Consider the following 23,468-nt stretch of genomic DNA (forward strand, 5'->3'; position numbering starts at 1 on the left):
GAGGATGTCAGATACGATCAGGGGCGGAGATACGGCTCCTTTACAAAGCTATGATGAGGCAGTGGAATGGATTAACGGCTTGATTCCGTTTGGTATCAGACCTGGACTGGAACGAATTGAACAACTAATGAGTAAATTGGGTGATCCGCAACGACATCTGAAATTTGTGCATATTGCGGGAACCAACGGTAAAGGCTCGACTTGTGCCTTTCTGACCTCTGTGCTACTGAAATGTGGGTACGATGTCGGGACTTTTACGTCTCCGTACATCACCCGATTTACGAACCGCTTTCAATTCAATGGGATCGATATTCCCGATGAAACGCTGGTTTTGCTTGCCAATCGCTTGTATCCGTTGGTGAAAGAAATCGCAGATAGTGAATTGGGATCACCTACGATGTTTGAGGTATCGACAGCATTGGCTATTTTATACTATGCTACGGTATCTTTCCCAGATGTTGTGGTATGGGAGACAGGTCTCGGGGGAAGGATGGATGTAACTAATATCGTGAATCCAATCGTCTCGGTTATTACGAATGTCGGCTATGACCATACGGATATCTTGGGAGATACGCTCGAACAGATTGCAAGGGAAAAGGCCGGTATCATCAAACCGGGTGTACCTGTCGTCAGTTGTGTTTCCCAACCCGAGGCTATTCAGGTCATACGTGAAACGGCGACAAAGCAAGGAGCTACCTTGTACCTGGCAGGAGAACAGTTTACGTATGAACGGCTAAAAGGGGATGAAACAGCTCAAACCTTTTCATTCGCGGGGCCCTTCCGACATATGGAAATTGACATCACGTTGTTAGGCGAGCACCAATGTTCTAATGCGGCAGGAGCTATGATGGCACTTGAGGTCCTACGTCAGTATATGGCTTTTGTGTTGGATGATGCAGAATTGCTGGAGGGTTTTAGGCAAACTGCCTGGGCAGGGCGTCTCGAACAAGTCAGTACCTCGCCGAGGATTGTCCTTGATGGAGCTCATAATCCAGAAGGAGCACAGACGCTGGCCAAGAGTCTTCCTCAAGTGTATTCGTACAAAAAATTGGTTTTAATGATGGGAATGCTGTCAAACAAGCATCATGAAGCATACTTGCAGCATATACTGCCACTAGTGGATACGCTTATCCTGACCGAGCCCGATTTTCGCCGCAAAATGAATGCCGCTGAATTGGCTCATCTCGTGGAGAAGCTGCGGCCGTCTTATGCCAAAACGGATTTAAAAATAATTGTAGAAGGTGACTGGAAAAAGGCTCTAGGCCTGCTTCAGTCACATACGGAAGCGGAAGATCTGGGGGTGGTGTCCGGCACGCTGTACCTTATTGCGGATGTACGGGCTACCCTTATGTATCAAACCGATTCGGAAAAAGGTTGGTGAAATTTGTTGATTACTTCGGAACATGTTCATTTTATCGGTATCGGCGGCTACGGGATGAGCGCGATTGCTCGGGTCATGCTGGAGATGGGTTATACTGTGACTGGCTCAGATGTGGCATCACAGGAGCTGACAGAAAAACTGGCGGCAAAAGGCGCAAAAATATATATTGGACACACACCTGAGCATATTGCAGGCGCGGATATCGTCGTCTATTCAACAGCATTGTCACGTGACAATGTGGAGCGGGTGGCAGCGGAGGAATTGAATATTCCAACTCTGCATCGTTCGCAAATGCTGGCTCGCTTGCTTAACGAACGGAAGGGAATAGCTGTTGCGGGTGCGCACGGTAAAACGACAACCTCTTCCATGATCGCTCTGGTTATGGAAAGATGTAACGTTGATCCAACGTATATTATTGGCGGCGAAATCACGAATTTGGGGACGAATGCCAAAGCAGGTAAAAGCGAGTTTGTCGTTGCTGAGGCGGATGAGAGTGATGGTTCTTTCCTGCAATATCATCCTTGGCAAGGCATTGTAACCAATATTGAAGCGGATCATTTGGAAAATTACGATGGCGACTTTAATCGTCTGAAAAGTGCCTATGTACAGTTTTTGAGTCAAATTCGACCGGATGGGGCGGCTATTGTATGTGCAGATGATCAGAACATCCGGGAAATGCTTCCTCAGCTCCAGACTCGGGTCATTACTTATGGAGTGGAGCATGAAGCGGATTATATGGCGACAGATATCCAATTAGGTGACCGTCGATTAAGCTTCACTATGAGCCGTAAGGGAACAGCACTCGGAACGATCGAACTATCTGTACCAGGTAAACATAACATGTATAATGCGATGGCTACTGTGATTTCCTGTTTGGAAGCAGGGATTCCATTCGATCAAATCGCTGCTACTATTGTAGAATTTCACGGAGCGAAGCGTCGTTTTCAAGTACTAGGTGAAAGCAATGACATACTGATTATTGATGACTATGCGCATCACCCAACAGAGATTGAGGCTACGATTAGCGCAGCGAGAGCGACTGGCAAGCGTATTATTGCTGTATTCCAGCCGCAACGCTATAGCCGCACCTTTTTCCTGCTCGATGCGTTTAGCCGTGCGTTTAGCGAGGCTAGTGAAGTCATCATTACCGATATTTATTCACCAGCGGGAGAAAAACAGATTGAAGGCGTGCATTCTTCCAAGCTCGTGGATTTAATCGTCCAAAACAGCAATGCTAATGCAATCTATTTGCCGACCAAAGAAGCCGTGATCGAGGAGTTGAAGGATCGATTACAGCCGGGTGATCTTGTGCTGACGATGGGAGCGGGAGATATTTGGAAAGCAGGTGACGCGTTAGCGCGCCATCTTCGCGGACAGCAAGTGTAATACGTATAAAAAAGAGCTGTTACGCCAATGAATTACATTTATTCAAGGGTATTCCGAACACGACTGTGTTTCGGGATACCTTTTTTTGTAATGCTGGGGCATATATTCTTAGCTTGACTCATACAACAGACTATGAGGAAGTATGGGACAAGGAGGGAGTGCATCCATGAACAAGACCAAGATGACATTCCGGTTCGACCAACAGTTGCCGGAGACAAGCCGGGAGGATAAGCTACAGGTGCTTCCGTACAAAAACGAGTCGATTACGAACGAACAGCGTGAAACGATTAGAGATAAGGGGTTATATCAAAAAGATAAGCTTCATCAAGCTGATAACCCGCAAAAAGGAACGGATCGAATTAGAGGAATGAATAAAAATGCTGTAACTACGCAAGAAGCAGAGCTCAATGAGCCTGAGGATCTGAATAAACGCATTTCAAGTCGGCGCTTTGCTCCGACATTAAGAGTACAAGAGGGATGGGATGACCCCTTTGGCCGTTCGGCGGCTTCTTGGTCAGATGCGGACGTTCTACCAGATAGCCTAGAAGAGAATGAGGAAGCTTATCATTCTGGCCAAGAGTACAGAAAACGTCCGCCCCACCCTTCTAGATGGAAACTGGTTGGTTCTGTAGCCAGCGCACTGGTGACCGGGGGTATGTTTGGATATATTATGTTGTTACTGTTTAACGGAGGAGGCATGGTCCCGGGAGCAGATCCCTCAGTAGAGGAGGCTGTACCGGTCTTTAAAGAATCCGTTGGTGTGGATGCAATATCTGCAAAAGAGAATTCTGTCCCTGTCACTGTCATAGAGGCTCAGGTACCTCCACAAACCTACTATTTGCTGCAATATGGGGTTTTCAGCACTCCAGAACGGGCCTTACAAGCAAAAGAAGAACTGTTGAAGGCAGGCATTGCAGCAGGAGGGGATACCGAGGACCAAAACCGGGTATATGCAGGAATATCACCGGATAGGGAGCAAGCTAAGTTACTCAGCAATCAGTTGAAAACACAAGGAGTCGAATTGTATGTTCGTGAGCTTGAATTGCCTGGATTCGAAAAAGCGGCTTACGGAGGCGAAGGCGATAAACTCACTGGCTTTTTTCAGTTAAGTAGTTCATTGGTGGGTAAGTTGAGCGGACTTTCCTCAACCTTGCTGGGAGAAGGAGGTGCGAATACGGTGCCAGCCTCCGACATGAAGGAGCTGAACGACCTGCATCAGCAGTGGACACAAAATATCACTGCACTTCCTACCGGTCTTCCAAAGGAAGCGGTTGCTTCCGCAACCTCACTTGAAAAGGCGATGAACAGCGCGATCTCTGCACTTGGGGAATACAATAAGAATACAGCCAAGGAACACATTTGGGAGATTCAGTCCTCCATGATGGAATATGTTTTGCGTGAGAAGGAATTTATCCAATTCATAAAACAATAGACTAACCATATTTTCCGGCAAGGAACTGGAAATAGTTCCCCTTGCCGGATTTCTGTTTGTATTGCAGTACAAATCACCGTATAATAATGAAGGTGTCAAAAAATGGCGAGGGAAGATCAGGATGAAAAAAAATGTAGGAATGCTTATACTGTTTTTGTTGCTCGGTTGGCTCTTGGGTGCATGGATTGCCAAAGCTCTTCAATCGATCAAGTTCCTTTCCTTTCTGACCCACCCCACTAGGATATCTTGGTCGCCGAGAGCGGACCTGGATATTATCAGCTACAACATAACGATAAATTTTGAATTGAGCCTGCTTAGTCTGATCGGCATCATTGCCGCGTTCTGGCTGTACCGCAGGCTCTAACTGATGAAAAGGAGCTTCCCTTATGGACGGGAAAATTACGCCCCGCATTATTCTGGCATCGACTTCACCAAGAAGGAAGGAATTACTCGCATTTTTGAGACTCCCCTTTGAGGTGGTGCCGAGTCATGCGGATGAGAGCACGCCTGAGAGCTGGACGCCTCAGCAAATCGTGGAGACCCTTGCGGCACGCAAAGCCGAAGCGGTCGTGAACACCGCCACTCAGTCGAAGGAAGCCGGACTGGTGATTGGCAGTGATACCATTGTCGTGCTGGATGGTTCGGTACTGGGCAAGCCTGCCGACCATGCGGACGCGGTTCGCATGCTGACTGCATTGCAGGGAAGAACACACCGTGTGTACACCGGGGTAGCCTGCATACATACCGGAACCGGCGAAATGCTTGTCAGACATCGCCAAACGGAGGTTACAATGAAGCCTCTGAGTCAAGAGCAAATTGTGGCATACGTGAATACTGGTGAACCGTCTGATAAAGCAGGAGCGTATGGCATTCAAGGCATGGGTGCTACGCTGGTGGAATCTATTCAGGGTTGTTATTTTAACGTCGTAGGATTGCCGCTTTCCTTGCTGTCGGACATGCTGTCCGATTTTGGAGTGAATGTGTTGCGTCCATAAAGGGGATAAACATATGCTGGAGTCGCCAATACTGATGCTTCGCGACCTCCCCCATGAAGAACGACCAAGAGAGCGCATGATGACATATGGGGCGGATGCCTTAAGCAACGCGGAGTTGCTGGCAATATTGCTGCGTACAGGAACGCAAAATGAGTCTTCGGTGCATTTAGCGCAGCGTATTTTGCAGCAGGCAGGAAATTTGCGTCAACTGGTGGATATGAGCTTGAGCGAGTTGACCCAGATTAAGGGCATTGGGGATGCTAAAGCGATACAGCTAAAAGCGGGTATCGAACTGGGGCGTCGATTAGCATTGTCTCGCCATTTGGAGACCCCGGTGATTAGTTGCCCGCGGGATGTGGCAGATCTGCTGTTTGAGCAGCTTCGTTATTTGCAGAAAGAGCATTTTGTATGCTTGTTCCTTAATACTAAAAATCATGTCATTGCTCAGGAAACACTATCTATGGGTAGCCTGAATTCTGCCATCGTGCATCCTCGTGAAGTATTTCGGGCAGCAATCAAATGCAGCAGTGCTTCAATAATTTGCGCTCATAACCATCCGAGCGGTGATCCGAAGCCAAGCCCAGAGGATGTTCAGTTGACTCGCCGCCTGATGGAAGCGGGCAACATCGTGGGTATCGACGTGCTTGATCATATTGTGATCGGGGACGGGACCTTTGTAAGTTTGAAGGAACAAGGTCTGATATAATATAATATTTAAATCAAACATTTAAACACGACCGGATAATCCGGCCTGAATAAACCGTTTATACATGGATAACAGATTTCAGGGAAGAGAAAAGGAGATTACATCATGCTGGGTGGCTTTACAAAAGATTTGGGAATAGACTTGGGGACGGCAAACACGCTTGTATACGTAAGAGGTAAAGGAATTGTGGTTCGTGAACCATCTGTAGTTGCTTTGCGTACAGATACAAAAACCATTGAGGCTGTTGGTGAATCTGCGAAAAAAATGATCGGTCGCACACCGGGAAATATCCGTGCGATTCGTCCGATGAAGGATGGTGTCATTGCTGATTTTGATACAACAGCAACGATGATCAAATATTTTATCCGTCAGGCGCAAGCCCAACGCTCTTTGTTTCCACGTCATCCGAACGTGATGGTTTGTGTGCCTTCAGGCATTACTGCAGTGGAGCAGCGTGCTGTTGAAGATGCGACGAAGCAAGCAGGTGCAAGAGAAGCATATACGATAGAGGAGCCGTTTGCAGCAGCAATTGGCGCTGATCTTCCTGTATGGGAGCCAACAGGAAGTATGGTTGTCGATATCGGTGGAGGTACAACCGAGGTGGCAGTCATCTCCCTGGGCGGGATTGTAACAAGCCGCTCCGTGCGTGTGGCAGGTGATGAAATGGACGAGTCCATCATCCAATACGTAAAGCGTCAATACAATCTGATGATTGGTGAACGGACTTCAGAGCAACTGAAAATGGAAGTTGGCTCAGCTATGCCATTAGAGCAAGTGGAAACCTCGGAAATCCGCGGACGTGATCTGGTAACAGGTTTGCCGAAGACGATTACGATTACTTCTGATGAAATTAGCGAAGCATTATCGGATACAGTCAATGCAATCGTGGATGCGGTCAAAGTAACACTGGAAAAATGCCCTCCCGAGTTGGCAGCGGACATCATGGATAGAGGAATCGTACTGACGGGTGGTGGAGCACTTCTGCGTAATCTGGACAAGCTGTTGGCAGGTGAAACCGGAATGCCGGTGATCGTAGCAGAAAATCCTCTGGATTGTGTGGCAATCGGTACAGGCAGAGCGCTGGAAAATATTCATTTGTTCAAATCGCGCAGCAGTTCTGCCGTCCGTTCCAAACGTTGAATCGGGGGTGTAGGAACTGTTTAAGCTGTTTGGCAATAAAAGACTATTTGTTCTATTGATCGGAATCGTTCTGTTTATTGCCCTTATGGGGATTACACTTGGACAGAGAAATTCCTTAACCTGGCCCGAGAAGTTCGCCAGAGATTCAATTGGCTTTGTGCAAGGTATCTTTTACAGGCCCGCTTCAGCAATAGCGGGCTTCTTTGAAGATATCGGAAATATGCGCAGCATCTACGAAGAAAATGAACGATTAAAAATTGCTGTGGCAAAGCTGACTCGTGACCAGATTCAGACCCATAATTATGTTGAAACAAATGCCAGACTGCAGAATGAACTGAAGTTCACCCAAACGCAAAAAGCGAAAAATAATTATGATTATCGCGTTGCTCAAGTGAACAGCGTCAGCAATGATTCCAAAACGCTTGTGATTGATATTGGAGAGAAGGACGGAGCGAAGGTTGGTCAGGAAGTCAGTTCGCTTGAAGGATTTGTAGGAGTCATTAGTCGTACTGGGAATTTTACGTCCACCGTTACGTTGTTGACTACATTGGATCCTAAAAATCCGAATTCTTATGCCATTGCAGCGACAGTCTTGGGCAAGGAAAATCAATCGTTTGGTATGATTGAAAGCTATGATCCGGGTACGAACAGATTTCAAATGACTCGCATTGAAGAAAAAGACCCAATCGCAAAGGGCGATCAGATTATTACATCTGGTGCAGGTGGGAAATTCCGCAAAAACCTAATGATTGGAACGGTAGAGAAGATTCAGGTTGGGGAATTTGGCAAAACACGAACAGCGATTGTTAAACCGGCAGCCAGCTTTGTGGATTGGAAAGAACTGCTCATCCTTTATACTCCTGAGGTACCGGAATAATGAAGATGCGCGGTCAGGTTCTAATACTGCTGCTGTTTGTACTGTTTATAGCTGAAGGGACGATTCTTCCGTGGCTTCTTCCGGATAGTTGGCATTCAAGAATGGTTCCGAATTTTGTATATGTCGTGATCTTGTTTGTGTCTGTGTATTACAGCCGTCATACAGCATTGGTGCTAGGTATTGTTTTTGGACTTATTCATGATGTAGTGTTCTACGGGTTTATCATTGGGCCTTACTCTTTTGCAATGGGGTTGTCTGCATACTTATTGGGGCTTGTTTTTACAGCACGACGTGCGCCGATGCCCATTATGATGGCAGCCGTGTTGATTGGTAGTTTCCTGCTGGATTCTATGCTTTTTGCTATTGATCAGCTGTTCCAGCTGAATCATCAGACTTTCAATTGGGCACTTGCTCAGTATATGATTCCTGATTTATTTATCCATTTTCTGTTCGCCCTCATCATTTATGTCCCGGTTCGCAAGCAATTGCAGCGTTTGGGTACCCGTGTGAAAAAGGAAGAGGCCGTCTAGGTCTTTTTACACACATTTTGTCCGGGTTAGCAGGGATTTGACGTCCCGGGGACGAAATGATTGAGATAGGAGGGACAGGCTAATGGCGGTGAAATCGAATCATGTCACGATTAAAGGCATCAAAGATGGCCTGGTATTCCTGCTGGACGATCAATGCGAGTTTGAGGATTTGCTAGGTGAGCTGCGTTTTAAGCTGGAGCACAGTCATCAAAATATTTTAACAGGCCCGATCATTCATGTGGATATTAAGCTGGGAAGCCGAGAAGTGACAGAGGAACAGAAGGAAAGTATTCTGGAGATCTTGAAGCAAAAGGGGAATCTGCTCATCAGGTCTGTAGAATCACCTGGACTGCCTGTGGAAGTGCAGGGAAAGCCCCCTATTCACACGGTGACAGGGATTATCCGTTCTGGTCAAGTGCTTCATCACAATGGGAACCTACTCTTTTTGGGAGATGTAAACCCGGGTGGAATTATAACATGTACTGGTGATATTTATGTCCTCGGCGCTTTGCGAGGCATGGCGCATGCAGGGATGGAGGGAAATAGTGAAGCGATCATTGCGGCTTCCTATTTTGCACCGACACAGCTGCGAATTTCCGAAATGATCAGCCGTCCACCAGACGAATGGGAGACACGTGAATCCGGTATGGAATTTGCGTATCTCAAGGATGGCGCTATGCAAATAGATAAAATGAGCAATATTGTGCGTCTGGGCCGCGATTTTAACGTGTTCAAAGGGGTGTAGCACATGGGAGAGGCTATCGTCGTCACTTCAGGAAAAGGCGGCGTCGGCAAAACGACGACGTCAGCCAATATAGGAACAGCGCTTGCACTGCTCGGCAAAAAGGTATGTTTGGTGGATACGGATATCGGTTTGCGTAATCTAGACGTTGTGATGGGTCTGGAAAACCGGATTATTTATGACCTTGTTGATGTAGCGGAAGGTCGTTGCCGTTTAAATCAGGCACTGGTTAAGGACAAGCGTTTTGAGGAGCTGTATATGCTGCCAGCCGCTCAAACCAAGGACAAGAGTGCTGTTACGCCGGAGCAAGTTAAGGATATTATTTTGGAGCTTAAAAAGGATTTTGAATATATATTGATCGACTGCCCTGCGGGTATTGAACAGGGCTTTAAAAATGCCATTGCCGGGGCCGATCAGGCCATTGTTGTGACCACCCCGGAAAATGCAGCCGTACGCGATGCAGACCGGGTAATTGGTTTACTGGAAAGCTCACATGTGGTATCACCCAAGCTGGTGGTTAACCGCATTCGCAATAGCATGGTTAAATCCGGAGATATGTTGGATATTGATGGGATTTTACAAGTGCTTAGCATAGACCTTATTGGGATTGTGCCGGATGATGAAATGGTAATTAAAGCCGCTAATACAGGGGAGCCTACCGTTATGAATCCAGATTCACAGGCCGCGATTGCTTATCGTAACATTGCGAGACGAATCTTGGGCGATACAGTGCCCCTCATGCAGCTGGACCAGAAGAAAAGCGTGATGACACGCTTTAAGAAGTTTTTTGGTATGGGTGGATGAGAAAATTGTAATACTAGACACTTAAATAAGTGATAATCTTATTTAAGTGTTTTTGGTTTATCTTTTTAAATTCCTATAATACGGTTTCTCAAAATTTAGAGTCACTACATAAATATCATAAATACAAAACATATCCGGTGCGCTAGCGCCGGTTTTTTTGATTTTTAGGTGCGTAATCCCGAACCGGACAACATAAGTTGAAGCCCGTCCTCATAAGATGTATCAAACATACCTCGCTGAGGGGGCTGAACAGGATGAATAAAAATTCCGGAATCAAGCAGCGCAGAGAAGAACGTATACAGCAGCTAATCGCGGGAAGCAAAGCGGAGATGTATCCCTCTGGCATATATCAGAACAGGCACGGGGATAAAGATATGAAGTCGATGCCTATAGTCAGTGCCAACTCGCCCAGAGACCCAGAAACTGAGTGGAAAAATGAACGGCAACGCTGGCAGCAATCTTTTGGGACGAATCGTGGTCCGTCTTTTTGGACTTCCTTTTGGCGAAGATCAGTCATAGCAACGGTGTTATTTGGAATGGTATGGGGAATGTTTCGTTGGGATATTCCCTATGCAGTGAATTTGAGAATGTTTATTGCGGATGCCTTGAATAAGGATATGGATTTTGCAGCCGTCGGACAATGGTATGAAACTTATTTTGACGGAGCACCTTCCTTTTTGCCGATTTTTGGCGAGGAGCATGAAACGCACAAGGTAGACGCAAGTCGAAAGGGCTCTCCACCGATTGAAGGCAATATAACACAGCCTTTTGTACTGAGCCTTAAAGGGGTAGAAATTACGCCGAATGTTACCGATAACGGGGCAATCGCTGTTAAAAGTATAGATGCAGGTCGAGTATTAGACATATTAAATCATCCCAAAAGCGGGATTTCGATTACAATTCGACACACTGGCGGTATCACAGCAACTTACGGAAGGCTTTCCCGCTCTACCTTAAAAGTGAACGACTGGGTTCAGGAGGGAGATGAGATCGGTGTACTGCCAGCAAGTCACAGCGGCAGCGAGGCGGCGACTTTGTTTTTGGCAGTTCAGAGAGGGGATCAATACATTGACCCGTCGGAAGTGGTAGCCCTTGATTAATGTCCGAGGGGTGACCTTATCACTACATCCACTGTTTGTATTGGTTATGCTGACCTCTATATTAACTGGACATTTTATCGAGATCATAACTTTATTTACATTGGTGTTTATTCATGAGCTAGGTCATGCGACAGCTGCTTCGTTGTTGGGTGCGCGGGTGCTTTCCATACAGATGTTACCCTTTGGAGGAGTGGCGGTCATTGAGGATCAGGGGAAGCTCAATGCGTGGAAGGAGATTGTCATTGCGCTAGCGGGGCCCCTGCAAAACGGAATCATGATCATCATCCTTTTGTGGTTCAGAAATGTGAGTGGACTGGAGTATGATTATGTAAATTATATCATTCAGGGGAATGCAGTTATTGCACTGTTTAATTTGCTGCCCATTTTACCACTTGACGGTGGAAAAATATTGCAGGCACTGATTAGCTTATCTTGTTCTTATCACCGCACATTAGTGTGGACTTTTAGAGCCAGTATCGTAACGAGTTTGCTATTTTGTATATATGGTATTTCGCCGTTGTTAAGGCAAAATGGACCTATCCATTTAAATCTGCTGGCGGTAGGGATTTTTTTGCTTTATTCTAATATTGTGGATTATCGGAATATCCCTTACCGTTTTATACGGTTTTTGCTGGGGAGGGACGAGCTTTTTTACCACGAAGTAGCTAAGGGAAGTATTGCCTTACCTATTGTATCCCTGCCAGTGAAACATTTGGAGCCTATTTTGCGTCTTTTCAGAAGAGATCGGTATCATATGGTTTATGTTATGAATGAACAGGGACGGATTGTAGCCGTATTGCCGGAGCAACGTCTTATTCGCTCTTATTTTGCGACACGCCCGCCAGATGGTGGAGAACCCAAGCCCAAATAATGTTTTATGAGTTAAGGAAGAGGCTGTATCCAGAGAGGTTGAAAAACCATGAAGCAAATGATTGTACAATGCCAGCAGCAGATGACCCAAATGGTGCTGTTGGAAGAGGGACGATTGGTTGAATATGCGGCTGAACTACCGCGAAAACGGGGAATTCTAGGTTCTTTTTTCAAAGCGAGGGTGGTCAATGTGCTACCAGGTATGCAAGCCGCCTTTGTTGACATTGGACAGCGAAAGAATGCCTTTTTGTATGTAGATGACGTACTTCATGCTCATTTGGACAAGCAGCCGGAGGTAAAGCCATCCATTTCTGAAGTGCTAAAGGTAGGGCAGGAAATTGTAGTACAGGTATTAAAAGAGGCTGTTGGTAGCAAAGGAGCGAGGGTCACCACTCATTTTTCACTTCCGGGTCGCTGGATCGTATATATGCCCCGTGCTGATTATGTGGCCGTGTCCAAGAAGATCGAACGTGAGGGCGAACGTACCCGTTTGAAAGCAATGGGAGAGCAGCTACGCACAAGCGAGGAAGGACTCATAATCCGTACCGTTTCGGAGGACATGAGTATAGAGGCGATTGAAAATGATCTGAATCAACTACGTAAGCAGTGGGCGGCTATTCAGCGTAAAGCTGGTGAACACTCGGCTCCGTGCGAATTACACCGGGATTTAAGTATTGTTCAGCGGTTGATTCGGGATGTGTTTACACCTGAACAGGATGAACTGGTCATTGACAGTGAAGAGCAAGCAAAGGATGCAGAAATAATGCTGCAACAGATTGGTCCTGCGAAAGCTCATGTAAGTATATTTCATGGTCCAGAAGAAACAATTTTCAAAGCTTATGGCGTTCATGAGCAGCTGGAACGCGATTTTGCGCGAAAGGTATGGCTGCAGGGCGGCGGATACATTGTCATTGATCATACGGAGGCATTAACCGTCATTGATGTGAATACCGGGAAGTTTACGGGAGGCAGTAATCTGGAAGAAACGGTGACCCGGACTAACATTGAAGCAGCTGAAGAGATTGCCCGCCTGGTACGTGTGCGTGATATTGGTGGTATCATCATCATTGATTTTATTGACATGGAACAAGAGGAGAACCGTCGGGAAGTATCCTCTGTGCTGGAAGCAAGATTGAAGAAGGATCGGACCAAATCTTATGTTGTCGGTTGGACGCGGTTAGGTTTGCTGGAAATGACCCGCAAAAAAGTGCGTGAGGAAAAGACGCTCGTGTAGAGCGATGCGTAACCAAAAATCATTTTAAAACTAAAGGTTGAATGTGTACAAAGCTTGTGCTATAATCATTTAGTATGTGTGATGCGTAAGATTGGCTGCACATGCTGTAACCGCTCCAATCAGGTACTGAAGTGCAGCATCCTAAGGGAATCTGCCACCTGCTATTAGGCGAGTCTGAGACATAAGGAGGTGCAAGCAAATGTACGCAATTATCGAAACAGGTGGTAAGCAATACAAAGTTCAAGAGGGCGACGTATTGTTCATCGAGAAGTTGGAAGCTAATGATGGTGAAACTGTAACGTTCGATCGTGTTCTGGCAGTGTCCGGCGACAATGGCTTGACAGCAGGTACACCGCTTCTTTCTGGAGCTTCTGTAACAGCTAAAGTTGAGAAGCATGGTCAAGGTCAAAAGGTCATCGTATACAAATACAAACCTAAAAAGAACTACCATGTGAAGCAAGGTCATCGTCAACCGTACACGAAAGTGACGATTGAAAAAATCCAAGCGTAAGAGGGTGCGATAAGTGATTATCGTGCGTATTACACGACTGGAGGATGGCAGCATACAGGGGTTTTCCGTTAAAGGACATGCAAATTTCGCTAAATCTGGCGAGGATATCGTATGTGCTGGCGTTTCGGCGGTAACAGTAGGAACTGTCAATTCGATTGGAGCTCTTACGGACGTTGAGATGGAAACGGAAATGGAAAACGGCTTTTTAAGCGCGTATCTTTCTCCTGAAAGTTATCATGATGCGAACGCACAGGTTCAACTGTTGCTGGAGTCCATGGTGATTATGCTGACAAGTATTGCTGAATCATACGGTAAGTATATTCAAATAGAAAATAATCAAAGAAGGAGGTAGACATCATGTTGAAATTGACATTGGATCTTCAATTATTCGCATCGAAAAAAGGTGTAGGTTCCACAAAAAACGGACGTGACAGTAAATCGAAACGTCTTGGAGTGAAACGTGCTGACGGTCAAGCAGTTACCGGCGGTAGCATCCTGGTTCGTCAACGCGGAACGAAAATTCACCCGGGCACGAACGTGGGCATCGGTAAGGACGACACTCTGTTCGCGAAAGTGGACGGCGTTGTGAAGTTCGAACGTTGGGGCCGTGATCGTAAAAAGGTGAGCATCTACCCGATCGACGTTGCTCCAGTAGCAGCTACTGTAGAAGCTTAATAGCGGCTTAGACACGCTGAAAAGCCTCCGGCACTTTTGTCGGAGGCTTTTTTGCATGATGGTAATGAACTGGAAAGTTAGTCTGTGCTATACTGGATTTAAGGTTCTTTAATAATCCATTTAATTTCGCAGAACGGAGAGAAGCCATGTTCCAGCGGATAAGAGCGCCTTATCTGGCGTTGGGTTCCATTCTGATTCCTTTGGTTTTTTCACTGCTCTATCCTAAAGTATTAACGATTATCTTATTAGCAGTATGGTCTGTAGTTGCTGCATGCTTTGGTATTTGGTATACGCAAAGACAGATTGAGTATGAACGGAAAGCTGCTTTGCGTTCTTTTGAACGTACAGCGATTTCAATGCTTAACCATCATCGGCATGACTGGATGAATGACTTGCAGGTGCTTTATGGATATATTCGTATGAATAAGCATGATAAATCTGTTGCTTATGTGGAAACAATAAAAGGGCGCGTAGCGGAAGACAGTAAAATATCTAAGTTGGGTATTCCCTCACTGGTGTTTTATTTGCAGTCTTTTCGCGTGAACGCCGGTAATTTACAGTTGTCGGTACAGGTTGAGGAGCAGTTAAAGTTAGACGCTGTCATGTCTCCCGAAGACGGCGAGTCGCTTGCCTCGGCCGTCATAGAAACGGTGCGTGCGTATCAATATGGCGGGGGCCGGTCGTCCTGGGGAGAAGTGCGCAGATTGACACTTTTTTTCGGTATGGATCAGAATGATGTTATCGTCCGTTTTGAAGGAAGTGACATACCTGCGGATTTGAATATCCTAAAGCAGGTCAGATCCGTACCCGGAAGTAAACGCATTCGAACAGAGAAGCTTCCTACGGGCGAAATGCTTCAAATTCGGATGCAGTGCCAGACATAAGGAAGGTGTAACCATGTTTGTAGATAAAGCGAAGATTTTTGTTAAAGGCGGTGACGGTGGAGACGGATTAATTGCGTTTCGCCGTGAGAAATACGTTCCTGAAGGTGGCCCAGGTGGTGGTGACGGAGGGAACGGTGGTGACGTAATTTTCCGTGTAGATGAGGGTTTGCGTACCTTGATGGATTTTCGGTACCAACGTCATTTTAAAGCCCAGCGTGGAGTAAAAGGTCGCAACAAAAGTCAACACGGAGCCAATGCGGAGCACATGATCGTACGTATACCACCGGGAACGGTCATCATAGATGATGATACTGGTGAAGTAGTAGCAGATATGACACGTCATGGTCAACAAGTCGTCGTAGCTAAAGGAGGACGCGGAGGACGCGGAAACATCCGTTTTGCTACGCCGAGTAATCCAGCGCCTGAGTTGGCTGAGAACGGCGCAGAGGGACAAGAACGTTATATCACGCTTGAGTTAAAAGTAATGGCTGACGTAGGCTTGGTCGGGTTCCCTAGTGTTGGGAAGTCTACCTTGTTGTCGGTTGTATCTTCCGCAAAACCGAAAATTGGGGCCTACCACTTTACAACGATTACTCCGAATTTGGGCGTTGTGGATGTGGGTGATCATCGTAATTTTGTGATGGCGGATTTGCCTGGTTTGATTGAAGGAGCTCATGAAGGTATTGGGCTGGGACATGAATTTCTGCGGCACATTGAGCGGACGCGTATTATTATCCATGTCGTGGATATGGCGGGCTCCGAAGGACGTGACCCGTTTGAAGATTGGACTAAAATTAACGACGAATTGAAGCAATATAATGCAGCATTGGCTGAGCGTCCGCAAATTGTGGCGGCCAATAAAATGGATATGCCAGAAGCTGAAGAAAACTTGGCTCACTTCAAAGAGCAGATTGCTTCTATACGTCCTGATCTTGAAATCATGCCTATTTCCTCACTGACACGTCAAGGTGTGAAGGAACTGCTCTACCGGGCTGCTGATTTGCTGGATCAAATACCGGACGAGCCAGTTGTTGAGGAAGTAGCAGAAGTCAATGAACGTAAGGTATTTAAGCTGGATACAGCAGAAGACGATGGCTTTACAATTGTACGTGAAAACGACACATTCGTAGTGCAGAGCCCTAAAATTGAGCGCATGATGAAGCGCATGCAGTTGAACTCGCATGATGCCATTTTGAAATTAGCAAGAACGTTACGCCACATGGGTGTGGATGCTGAGTTACGCAAGCGTGGCGCCAAAGATGGTACATCTGTACGCATTGCTGATTTCGAGTTCGAATTTGTTGAAGGCAGCAGCTACTACTAAAAATCAAATAAAGGTCTAAAACCTGAACGGTTACTGTACTATAGGAAACTCTATAGAAGGCAGTAGCCGTTTTTTGCATTGTTAGCTTGCCGATTTTCATGAGTTTCGATATAATGTCCTCTATACAAAAACATAAGTCTTTGAGGAGAGGACGTTCTTGAAAGAGCGCTATTACTTGGTACGGGAAGATATTTTGCCTGAAGCTATTGTTAAGACCATACAGGTGAAACTGCTGCTGGCTTCAGGAGATGTTAAAACCGTGCATGATGCCGTGGAGCAAGTTGGGATAAGCCGAAGCGCCTTTTATAAATATAAGGATGGCATACATTTGGTTAACCAGCTGGAGCGTGAGCGAATTGTCAATATCTCTATTGATTTAGAACATCAATCCGGAATGTTGTCCAGGGTGCTTGGCAGAGTGGCTGATTTCGGAGGCAATGTGCTGACGATCCAGCAAAGTATTCCACTGCAAGGCAGAGCCAACGTAGTTATCTCGGTAGAAATGTCCAGACTCAGTGAAGAGTTGGGTGTTCTACTGGAGGGCTTGGAGGACATCTCTGGAGTCAAACGTGTTCGCCTGATTGGGCAAGGTTAAGGCAATACAGTTCATTAGATATAAGTTTGCGGGAGGGGAATGGATGAAACCGGTCAAAGTAGGATTGTTAGGTTTGGGGACGGTAGGAACGGGAGTCGTTCGAATCGTAGAAGGCAATCAGGAAGATTTGAGCAGACAAGTCGGTTCACCGATCATCATTGAAAAAATAGCTGTAAAAAACATAGAAAAATATCGTTCCATTGAAGTGGACACGGCCAAGCTTACTGAGGACCCATGGGAAGTTATTCGAGACCCTGAAATTGATGTAATTATCGAAGTCATGGGCGGGGTTGATCAGACGAAGGAGTACATTCTTGAAGCGTTGGAGCGGGGTAAACACATCGTAACAGCTAACAAGGACTTAATGGCTTTGCACGGTTCTGAAGTATTGGCAAAGGCGCAGGAAAAGCAATGTGATATTTTTTATGAAGCTAGTGTAGCAGGCGGTATCCCGATTATTCGTACACTCATTGAAGGTTTCTCCTCCGACCGTATTACCCGCATTATGGGGATTGTGAACGGTACGACCAACTTTATTTTAACAAAAATGAGTCAGGAAGGAGCCTCGTACGAGGAAGTTCTCAAGGAAGCGCAGGAGCTTGGGTATGCTGAATCCGATCCGACCTCAGACGTGGAAGGACTGGATGCAGCTCGTAAAATGGCAATTCTCGGCACGCTCGGTTTCCGCTCTAATGTAGAGCTCAAGGATGTAAGTGTCAGCGGCATTTCAAAGGTAACCAGTGAAGATATTGCTTTTGCTAAAAAACTAGGATATGAAATGAAATTGCTCGGCATTGCAGAGCGTCAGGGTGATGAATTTACGATTAACGTTCAGCCGACCATGGTACGCAAGCAGCATCCATTGGCTTCGGTGAACGGGGTATTCAACGCGGTGTATGTGCATGGTGAAGCAGTGGGTGAAACCATGTTTTATGGTGCGGGTGCAGGTGAAATGCCGACGGCAACATCGGTTGTAGCTGATTTAGTAGCTGTAGTGAAAAATCTCAAACTTGGTGTCAATGGACTTAAAGCCATCGTTCCTTACAACCCTAAAAAAATTAGTAACGACGAAGATGTGTATTTCAAAAACTTCGTGCTTCTGCATGTGGATGATAAAGCAGGGGTGTTGGCACGGATTACGCAAGTATTTGCTGAATTTAATGTCAGTCTGGCATCTGTTGTGCAGCAACCGAATGAGGTTAACCCCGATGCTGAAATTATTATCGTGACTCATTTAGCCAGTAAAGCGAGTATGAAAAAGGTTTTGGAGCATTTTGAAACTTTAGACGTCATTCGTCGCATCAAGAGCGTATATCGAGTAGAGGGATAGTCAATAAAAGCAGGAGGAATTGTCTGTATGACCGTTTTAAAAACAGCAAGAGTGCGTGTGCCTGCGAGTACGGCCAACTTGGGTCCCGGCTTTGATACATTGGGCATGGCATTGTCCTTATATGCATGGATTGAAATGAAGGAGGCCGAACAGACGGCTTTTCATTTATACGGAGATGAAATGAATGGTGTTCCCCAAGATAAAACTAATCTGATTTTCAAGGTAGCACAAATGGTTTTTCGGGAAGCAGGTGTATCTGTTCCTGAGCTCGATATTTCGATGTACTCGGATATTCCGCTTACCCGCGGTTTGGGTAGCAGCGCTTCTGCTATTGTGGGCGCCTTGGTCGCTGCCAATACGTTGATTGGCTCGCCTCTGCCGAATTCCAAGCTGTTCGATATGGCAAGCGCCATTGAAAAACATCCGGACAATGTTGGAGCTTCCCTGTTTGGTGGTATTATTACAGCGATGTGGGACGGCGAGCATGCTAGGCATTTACGGCTTGAACCAGATGCCAATCTGGAGGTTATGGTAGTTATTCCAGATTTTCAGCTGTCCACGTCGAAAGCCAGAGAGGTTCTACCCGCGCATGTATCATTGAAGGATGCCGTATATAATATAAGTCATGCTTCCATGCTAGTAGCAGCATTGGCGTCGGGAAGAACCGATTTAATTGCCGAAGCGATGCGTGATCAGCTTCATCAGCCTTACCGTGCGGCGCTTGTGCCGGGTATGACAGAGATCCTGCAGGATGCGCACCATTATGGTGCCTTGGGTGTGGCTCTCAGTGGGGCTGGACCGACGCTGCTGGCATTGACGGATCAACGGGTGAATCGGAAAGCGGAGCTGGAGCAGTATTTAACGGATACCATGAACAAAGAGGGGATCACTGCTTCTGTTTTAAAATTGCGCCCTGAGAGTGAAGGAGTTAAAGTATATACAGAAGGGAATACACTCCCTTTTATGGATATGATTAAAGGGGAACTTACGATATGAAACGAATTGCACTTCTTCCTGAGGGGACCGTTTCTCATGAAGCGATTAAGTATTTGTTAGGAGATACGCCCCATGAATTACTGTTTTACAAGCATATTGCGGACGTATTTCAGGCAGTAGACAAGGGACAGGCAGACTATAGTGTAATTCCCATTGAAAATACGATTGATGGCTCTGTAAGTTTGCATATGGACTGGCTTGTACATGAAGTAGACATTCAAATGCAGGCGGAATGGGTATATCCTTCAATTCAAAATCTTATTGGACATCGTAGTGAGTTTACGAAGGATTTGGACAAGCTGGATTTGAGCAAAGTGGTCAAAATTATGTCTCATCCTGTAGCGCTTCCCCAGTGTAAAGAATTCATACAGGCTTCCGCTCCTCAGGCCGAGCTGGAGGGTGCAGGAAGTACGGCAGAAGCCGTCGAAATTGTTAAACATAACCCCGGTAAAGGCTGGACCGCTCTCGGAACCAAGCTCGCGGCTGCCAAACACGGATTGGATATTTTGGCCAGCAAAGTAACGGATCACGATAACAACTTTACCCGCTTTGTCTTGATCGGCCATCAACCTATAAGTCTCCCGGGTACACCTGAAGGTCAGCGAACCAGTATTTTGGTCACGCCACCGCAGGATTTCCCGGGAGCGCTGCATCAGGTTTTATCCGCATTTGCATGGCGCAGGTTAAATCTGTCCCGTATTGAATCGCGTCCGACCAAAAAGCAATTGGGGAATTATTATTTTTACATTGAAGTTTTGGAATCTCTGCATTCCGTTCTGCTTCCGGCAGCCTTTGCAGAGATTGAGGCTTTGGGATGCCATGTACGTATTCTTGGCTCTTATCCAAGTTACAAGTATGTTGAAGCAGCGATCGAACCTATTTTAAAGGAACATTAATCGGAGGTGTGGTTTTAATGGCAGAACAATGGATCTATCTGGATGGGCAGCATGTGACTAAGGAAAACGCAAAGGTTTCCGTATATGATCATGGATTCTTGTACGGAGACGGTATATTTGAGGGCATTCGTATCTATAACGGGAATATTTTTAAATGTAAGGAGCACTTGGAGCGTCTGTATGATTCTGCGAAATCCATTCAGTTAAACATTCCGTTGTCTCCTGATGAGATGTTGGAAGCAATGGCTGAAACGATTCGTCTTAACGAAATGCGTAACGGATATATCCGTCTGATTGTATCCCGAGGTGCAGGAAATCTAGGTTTAGATCCTCTTCGTTGTGCGAAGGCGAGTGTCATCATTATCGTGGAACAGCTCGCCATTTACCCGGAAGAAGCTTACTTGACTGGCCTGAAGACAATTTCTGTCTCTCAGCGTCGCAACATCCCAGATGCTTTGAATCCGAAGATTAAATCATTGAACTATCTCAACAATATCCTCGTGAAGATCCAGTCTAACTATGCTGGTGTAGGTGAGGCTATTATGCTCAATTCCCAAGGGTATGTGACAGAAGGCTCTGCGGACAACATTTTCATTGTCAAAAATGGAGTGTTATATACACCTCCTTGCTATTTGGGAGCGCTTGAAGGGATTACTCGTAATGCTATTATCGATTTGTGTACTAAGCTTGGATACCCCCTTAAGGAACAACCTTTTACACTGCATGATGTATATGTTGCGGACGAGGTGTTTTTTACAGGAACTGCGGCAGAAGTTATTGCAGCTTATGAAGTGGATGGTCGTACGATCGGCTCCGGTGTTGCTGGCCCAGTGACTTTGGAGCTCCTGGCTGAGTTCCGGAAGATCGTGGATAAGGATGGCTACAAAGTGTGGCAGGACTAAAATAAAACCGAATCCTTTTAGCTGAATGCTCGTGAGAGTATTCGGTTGAGAGGATTTTTTTGTTTGTATGGGGTCATTCGCCCGGGAGGTGCATAGGATGTAATAACAGAAGCCGGGCGTTTATCCCGCCCGAACGAAAGTCTAGGAGGTTTGTGACCTGTGAAAATACACATCGTCAAAAAAGGTGACACTCTGTACTTGCTGGCACAGAAGTATAATGTGACGCTGGAGAAAGTTATTGCCGCCAATCCCCAATTGGCAGACCCTAATCAGTTGAGCATCGGCGAGAAAATTAAAATTCCAACAGACCCTGTTACGATGGAAACACAGCCGTCAACGGTATATCAACACAAGGTTAAGCAAGGAGATTCATTGTGGAAGTTGTCCAAGGCGTGGAATGTACCGCTTAAGCTAATTATTGATGCCAATTCCCAGCTTAAAAACCCGAACGCACTTCTGGTTGGAGAAACAGTTAATATTCCACACTACAAAGAAGAGGCGTCTGATTTTACTGAGAATAAAAAAAATACCGCAGTCAAAGAAGAGATGACACAGCCTAAACCTGAATCCCCAACCAAGCAAGAACTTACCCAGCCCAAGGCGGAGTTAACGCAGCCTAAGCAGGAGAAAATGCCTAGCCCTAAAGAAGAGATGACACAGCCAAAAGAAACAGTGAATCCTCCTAAGCTTCCTGAATTAAAACTGCCTGAAGTTCCTATGGCACCCGTAAATCCTGCTCCACCTCAAATGCAGCCCATAGTTACTCCACCTGCTCCACCTCAAATGCAACCTATAGTTACCCAACCGATTGCATCTAAGCCACAGCTTCCTACAACTGTTGTGAAGCAACCTGTAGCTGAAAAATTTTGCGGCTGCACAAAATCGGAGCCGATGGTGAATTCCGAGTGGTCGATACAACAGCCGACATTTGATTATAGCCCACAAATAAATGCAATGCCGAACTCGTGGTATCCGGGGATTGGGTCTCCACAAACTTTGGGGAATGCGCCTATAAATACCTCCTTAGCAGAATATGCCTCTCCTACTGTAGTTTCTGATCAGGGCTATCATCATGAATGTGAGCATCCATGGTGCTGGGGGCCTGTGCAGACATCACCCATAAATGCCCATCCAACACCTTATCCTGCCTATTCAGATTGCTGCGCCCCTGGATATTATCCGAGTCATGAGGCGTCTGAAAATGCATCCTACCCCGTCTATCCTCCCTTTATCCATCAAGGGCATCCGCAGCAGTATCCAGAGAGTACAGTCCAGGGCAGTCAATGGAGCCAGGCATGGGGAGGACCTCAATATGGTTTGCCTGCGGGTGGAAACGTGTCCGACTATAGCCAGCTACAAGGACAACAATCTGCGAATTCCCCTTATCATCCGTTTGCGCATGGGAATGCACCTATGTATCCATTAGAGGGATATACAACCCCCTATATGTTTATGCCAGACTGTGGATGCCGGGAAGAGAACGTCCAGTCGGCACCAGCAATTCCAGGAACGCAGGAGATGGGTAACAATCTGACTATTGCATCCCAAAATGAAGTTGTTTCTTCTTCTAAACCAAAGGATCGTAGCGTGCGTAAAGGTAAATCAAAAGACGGTTCTGGCAGTACATCCAAAGAAGAGACGTCCAAAGCCAAGGTTTCCAGTAAAAATGCTAGCAATAAGAAGCAAAAATCCCATAATTCAAGTGGAGGAGAACCCCGTTCCTCATCCTATAATGCTCGTTCGCGTAAAAATCCATGGATTAAGGACTGACGTGGCTAAATGTAAAAAGAGAGGGACCTCCTAGTAGTGCCCGGTTTTACTATTCATTAAGAGAAAGAAATGAATGTTAAAGAGACTGTTATTCTGCTTGTGGGAATAATGGTCTCTTTATTTAAATGCAGTGATTTAAAGATGAAAAAAGAATTCAAAAAAAGGTGTTGCTATTTAGCGTATTTATGTGGTATATTCTTATAGCTGTCTTTTACAAGATAGTTAGCAACACGAAAACAAAGCAGAATTGATTAAAAAATTCTCTTGAAAAAAAAGTGTTGCAAAGACGTAGAAAACATGATATATTATTTAAGTCGCCGCTGAGATGCGGTGGTGAAACAAAGTAAGACATAATGCAGGTTTGATCTTTGAAAACTGAACAACGAGT

25 protein-coding genes and 1 other annotated feature are annotated in these 23,468 nt (G+C 45.9%); all 25 genes read left to right on the top strand.

The annotated features are described in order from the left end of the window. The first annotated feature begins 4 nt into the window (after positions 1-4). The 25 genes from G9G54_RS19195 (at position 5) to G9G54_RS19315 (ending at position 23,080) form a co-directional block, all read left to right on the top strand. Positions 5-1,381 carry a bifunctional folylpolyglutamate synthase/dihydrofolate synthase gene (locus G9G54_RS19195; RefSeq protein WP_165179229.1) on the top strand — a complete coding sequence of 459 codons (1,377 nt, stop codon included), beginning with the start codon at positions 5-7 and terminating at the stop codon, positions 1,379-1,381. A 6-nt stretch (positions 1,382-1,387) separates the two neighbouring features. Next, positions 1,388-2,767, top strand: a complete 1,380-nt coding sequence (gene murC, locus G9G54_RS19200) for a UDP-N-acetylmuramate--L-alanine ligase (RefSeq protein WP_013311605.1) — start codon at positions 1,388-1,390, stop codon at positions 2,765-2,767. 166 nt (positions 2,768-2,933) lie between these two features. Next, the gene (locus G9G54_RS19205; RefSeq protein ID WP_165179230.1) at positions 2,934-4,199 is read left to right on the top strand and encodes an SPOR domain-containing protein; all 1,266 of its coding nucleotides are present in this window, start codon (positions 2,934-2,936) and stop codon (positions 4,197-4,199) included. A gap of 121 nt (positions 4,200-4,320) precedes the next feature. Further along, positions 4,321-4,563, top strand: a complete 243-nt coding sequence (locus G9G54_RS19210; RefSeq protein ID WP_023989955.1) for a DUF4321 domain-containing protein — start codon at positions 4,321-4,323, stop codon at positions 4,561-4,563. Positions 4,564-4,585: 22 nt separating this feature from the next. After that, positions 4,586-5,194, top strand: a complete 609-nt coding sequence (locus tag G9G54_RS19215) for a Maf family protein (RefSeq protein ID WP_061828812.1) — start codon at positions 4,586-4,588, stop codon at positions 5,192-5,194. A 13-nt stretch (positions 5,195-5,207) separates the two neighbouring features. Continuing rightward, positions 5,208-5,900 carry a RadC family protein gene (radC, locus tag G9G54_RS19220; RefSeq protein WP_025722728.1) on the top strand — a complete coding sequence of 231 codons (693 nt, stop codon included), beginning with the start codon at positions 5,208-5,210 and terminating at the stop codon, positions 5,898-5,900. A 105-nt stretch (positions 5,901-6,005) separates the two neighbouring features. Then, on the top strand, positions 6,006-7,040 hold the full coding sequence (locus tag G9G54_RS19225; protein WP_013311600.1) for a rod shape-determining protein: 1,035 nt from the start codon (positions 6,006-6,008) through the stop codon (positions 7,038-7,040). Between the two features lie 55 nt (positions 7,041-7,095). After that, positions 7,096-7,917 (top strand): rod shape-determining protein MreC, encoded by an 822-nt coding sequence (gene mreC / locus G9G54_RS19230; protein WP_165179231.1) that lies wholly within the window; start codon positions 7,096-7,098, stop codon positions 7,915-7,917. After that, entirely contained in the window at positions 7,917-8,447 is a 531-nt protein-coding gene (gene mreD, locus G9G54_RS19235) for a rod shape-determining protein MreD (protein ID WP_069290212.1), read from the top strand. Before mreC ends, mreD begins: the two co-directional genes overlap by 1 nt. An 82-nt stretch (positions 8,448-8,529) precedes the next feature. Continuing rightward, the gene (minC, locus tag G9G54_RS19240) at positions 8,530-9,192 is read left to right on the top strand and encodes a septum site-determining protein MinC (protein ID WP_013311597.1); all 663 of its coding nucleotides are present in this window, start codon (positions 8,530-8,532) and stop codon (positions 9,190-9,192) included. Positions 9,193-9,195: 3 nt separating this feature from the next. Continuing rightward, positions 9,196-9,993 carry a septum site-determining protein MinD gene (gene minD / locus G9G54_RS19245; protein ID WP_061828810.1) on the top strand — a complete coding sequence of 266 codons (798 nt, stop codon included), beginning with the start codon at positions 9,196-9,198 and terminating at the stop codon, positions 9,991-9,993. 254 nt (positions 9,994-10,247) lie between these two features. Further along, on the top strand, positions 10,248-11,093 hold the full coding sequence (locus G9G54_RS19250) for a peptidoglycan DD-metalloendopeptidase family protein (protein WP_165179232.1): 846 nt from the start codon (positions 10,248-10,250) through the stop codon (positions 11,091-11,093). Then, positions 11,086-11,964 (top strand): M50 family metallopeptidase, encoded by an 879-nt coding sequence (locus G9G54_RS19255; RefSeq protein ID WP_165179233.1) that lies wholly within the window; start codon positions 11,086-11,088, stop codon positions 11,962-11,964. The genes G9G54_RS19250 and G9G54_RS19255 overlap by 8 nt, the downstream gene beginning before the upstream one ends. Before the next feature lie 48 nt (positions 11,965-12,012). Beyond that, positions 12,013-13,197 carry an Rne/Rng family ribonuclease gene (locus G9G54_RS19260; RefSeq protein ID WP_165179234.1) on the top strand — a complete coding sequence of 395 codons (1,185 nt, stop codon included), beginning with the start codon at positions 12,013-12,015 and terminating at the stop codon, positions 13,195-13,197. A 98-nt stretch (positions 13,198-13,295) separates the two neighbouring features. After that, positions 13,296-13,383, top strand: a sequence feature (ribosomal protein L21 leader region). 13 nt (positions 13,384-13,396) lie between these two features. Beyond that, a complete protein-coding gene (rplU, locus tag G9G54_RS19265; protein WP_013311592.1) occupies positions 13,397-13,708 on the top strand; it encodes a 50S ribosomal protein L21 in 312 nt (103 codons plus the stop codon). A 13-nt stretch (positions 13,709-13,721) separates the two neighbouring features. Further along, a complete protein-coding gene (locus tag G9G54_RS19270; protein ID WP_013311591.1) occupies positions 13,722-14,060 on the top strand; it encodes a ribosomal-processing cysteine protease Prp in 339 nt (112 codons plus the stop codon). Between the two features lie 5 nt (positions 14,061-14,065). Next, positions 14,066-14,383, top strand: a complete 318-nt coding sequence (gene rpmA, locus G9G54_RS19275; protein WP_039272574.1) for a 50S ribosomal protein L27 — start codon at positions 14,066-14,068, stop codon at positions 14,381-14,383. 146 nt (positions 14,384-14,529) lie between these two features. Further along, on the top strand, positions 14,530-15,267 hold the full coding sequence (locus tag G9G54_RS19280; RefSeq protein ID WP_165179235.1) for a Spo0B domain-containing protein: 738 nt from the start codon (positions 14,530-14,532) through the stop codon (positions 15,265-15,267). 13 nt (positions 15,268-15,280) lie between these two features. Further along, on the top strand, positions 15,281-16,591 hold the full coding sequence (gene obgE, locus G9G54_RS19285; protein WP_061828806.1) for a GTPase ObgE: 1,311 nt from the start codon (positions 15,281-15,283) through the stop codon (positions 16,589-16,591). Positions 16,592-16,748: 157 nt separating this feature from the next. Beyond that, complete coding sequence (locus G9G54_RS19290) at positions 16,749-17,186, top strand: ACT domain-containing protein (protein ID WP_165179236.1); 438 nt, start codon at positions 16,749-16,751, stop codon at positions 17,184-17,186. Between the two features lie 43 nt (positions 17,187-17,229). Further along, entirely contained in the window at positions 17,230-18,516 is a 1,287-nt protein-coding gene (locus G9G54_RS19295; RefSeq protein WP_069290208.1) for a homoserine dehydrogenase, read from the top strand. A 27-nt stretch (positions 18,517-18,543) separates the two neighbouring features. Continuing rightward, the gene (gene thrB / locus G9G54_RS19300; RefSeq protein ID WP_165179237.1) at positions 18,544-19,512 is read left to right on the top strand and encodes a homoserine kinase; all 969 of its coding nucleotides are present in this window, start codon (positions 18,544-18,546) and stop codon (positions 19,510-19,512) included. Beyond that, positions 19,509-20,408: a prephenate dehydratase gene (pheA, locus tag G9G54_RS19305; protein ID WP_023989942.1), complete on the top strand. Its 900-nt coding sequence runs from the start codon at positions 19,509-19,511 to the stop codon at positions 20,406-20,408. Before thrB ends, pheA begins: the two co-directional genes overlap by 4 nt. A 17-nt stretch (positions 20,409-20,425) precedes the next feature. After that, a complete protein-coding gene (gene ilvE, locus G9G54_RS19310) occupies positions 20,426-21,310 on the top strand; it encodes a branched-chain-amino-acid transaminase (protein WP_023989941.1) in 885 nt (294 codons plus the stop codon). Between the two features lie 159 nt (positions 21,311-21,469). Further along, positions 21,470-23,080 (top strand): LysM peptidoglycan-binding domain-containing protein, encoded by a 1,611-nt coding sequence (locus G9G54_RS19315; protein ID WP_165179238.1) that lies wholly within the window; start codon positions 21,470-21,472, stop codon positions 23,078-23,080. The last annotated feature ends 388 nt before the right edge of the window (positions 23,081-23,468 follow it).

Source organism: Paenibacillus sp. EKM212P (genome assembly GCF_011066115.1).
Lineage (GTDB): Bacteria > Bacillota > Bacilli > Paenibacillales > Paenibacillaceae > Paenibacillus > Paenibacillus polymyxa_B.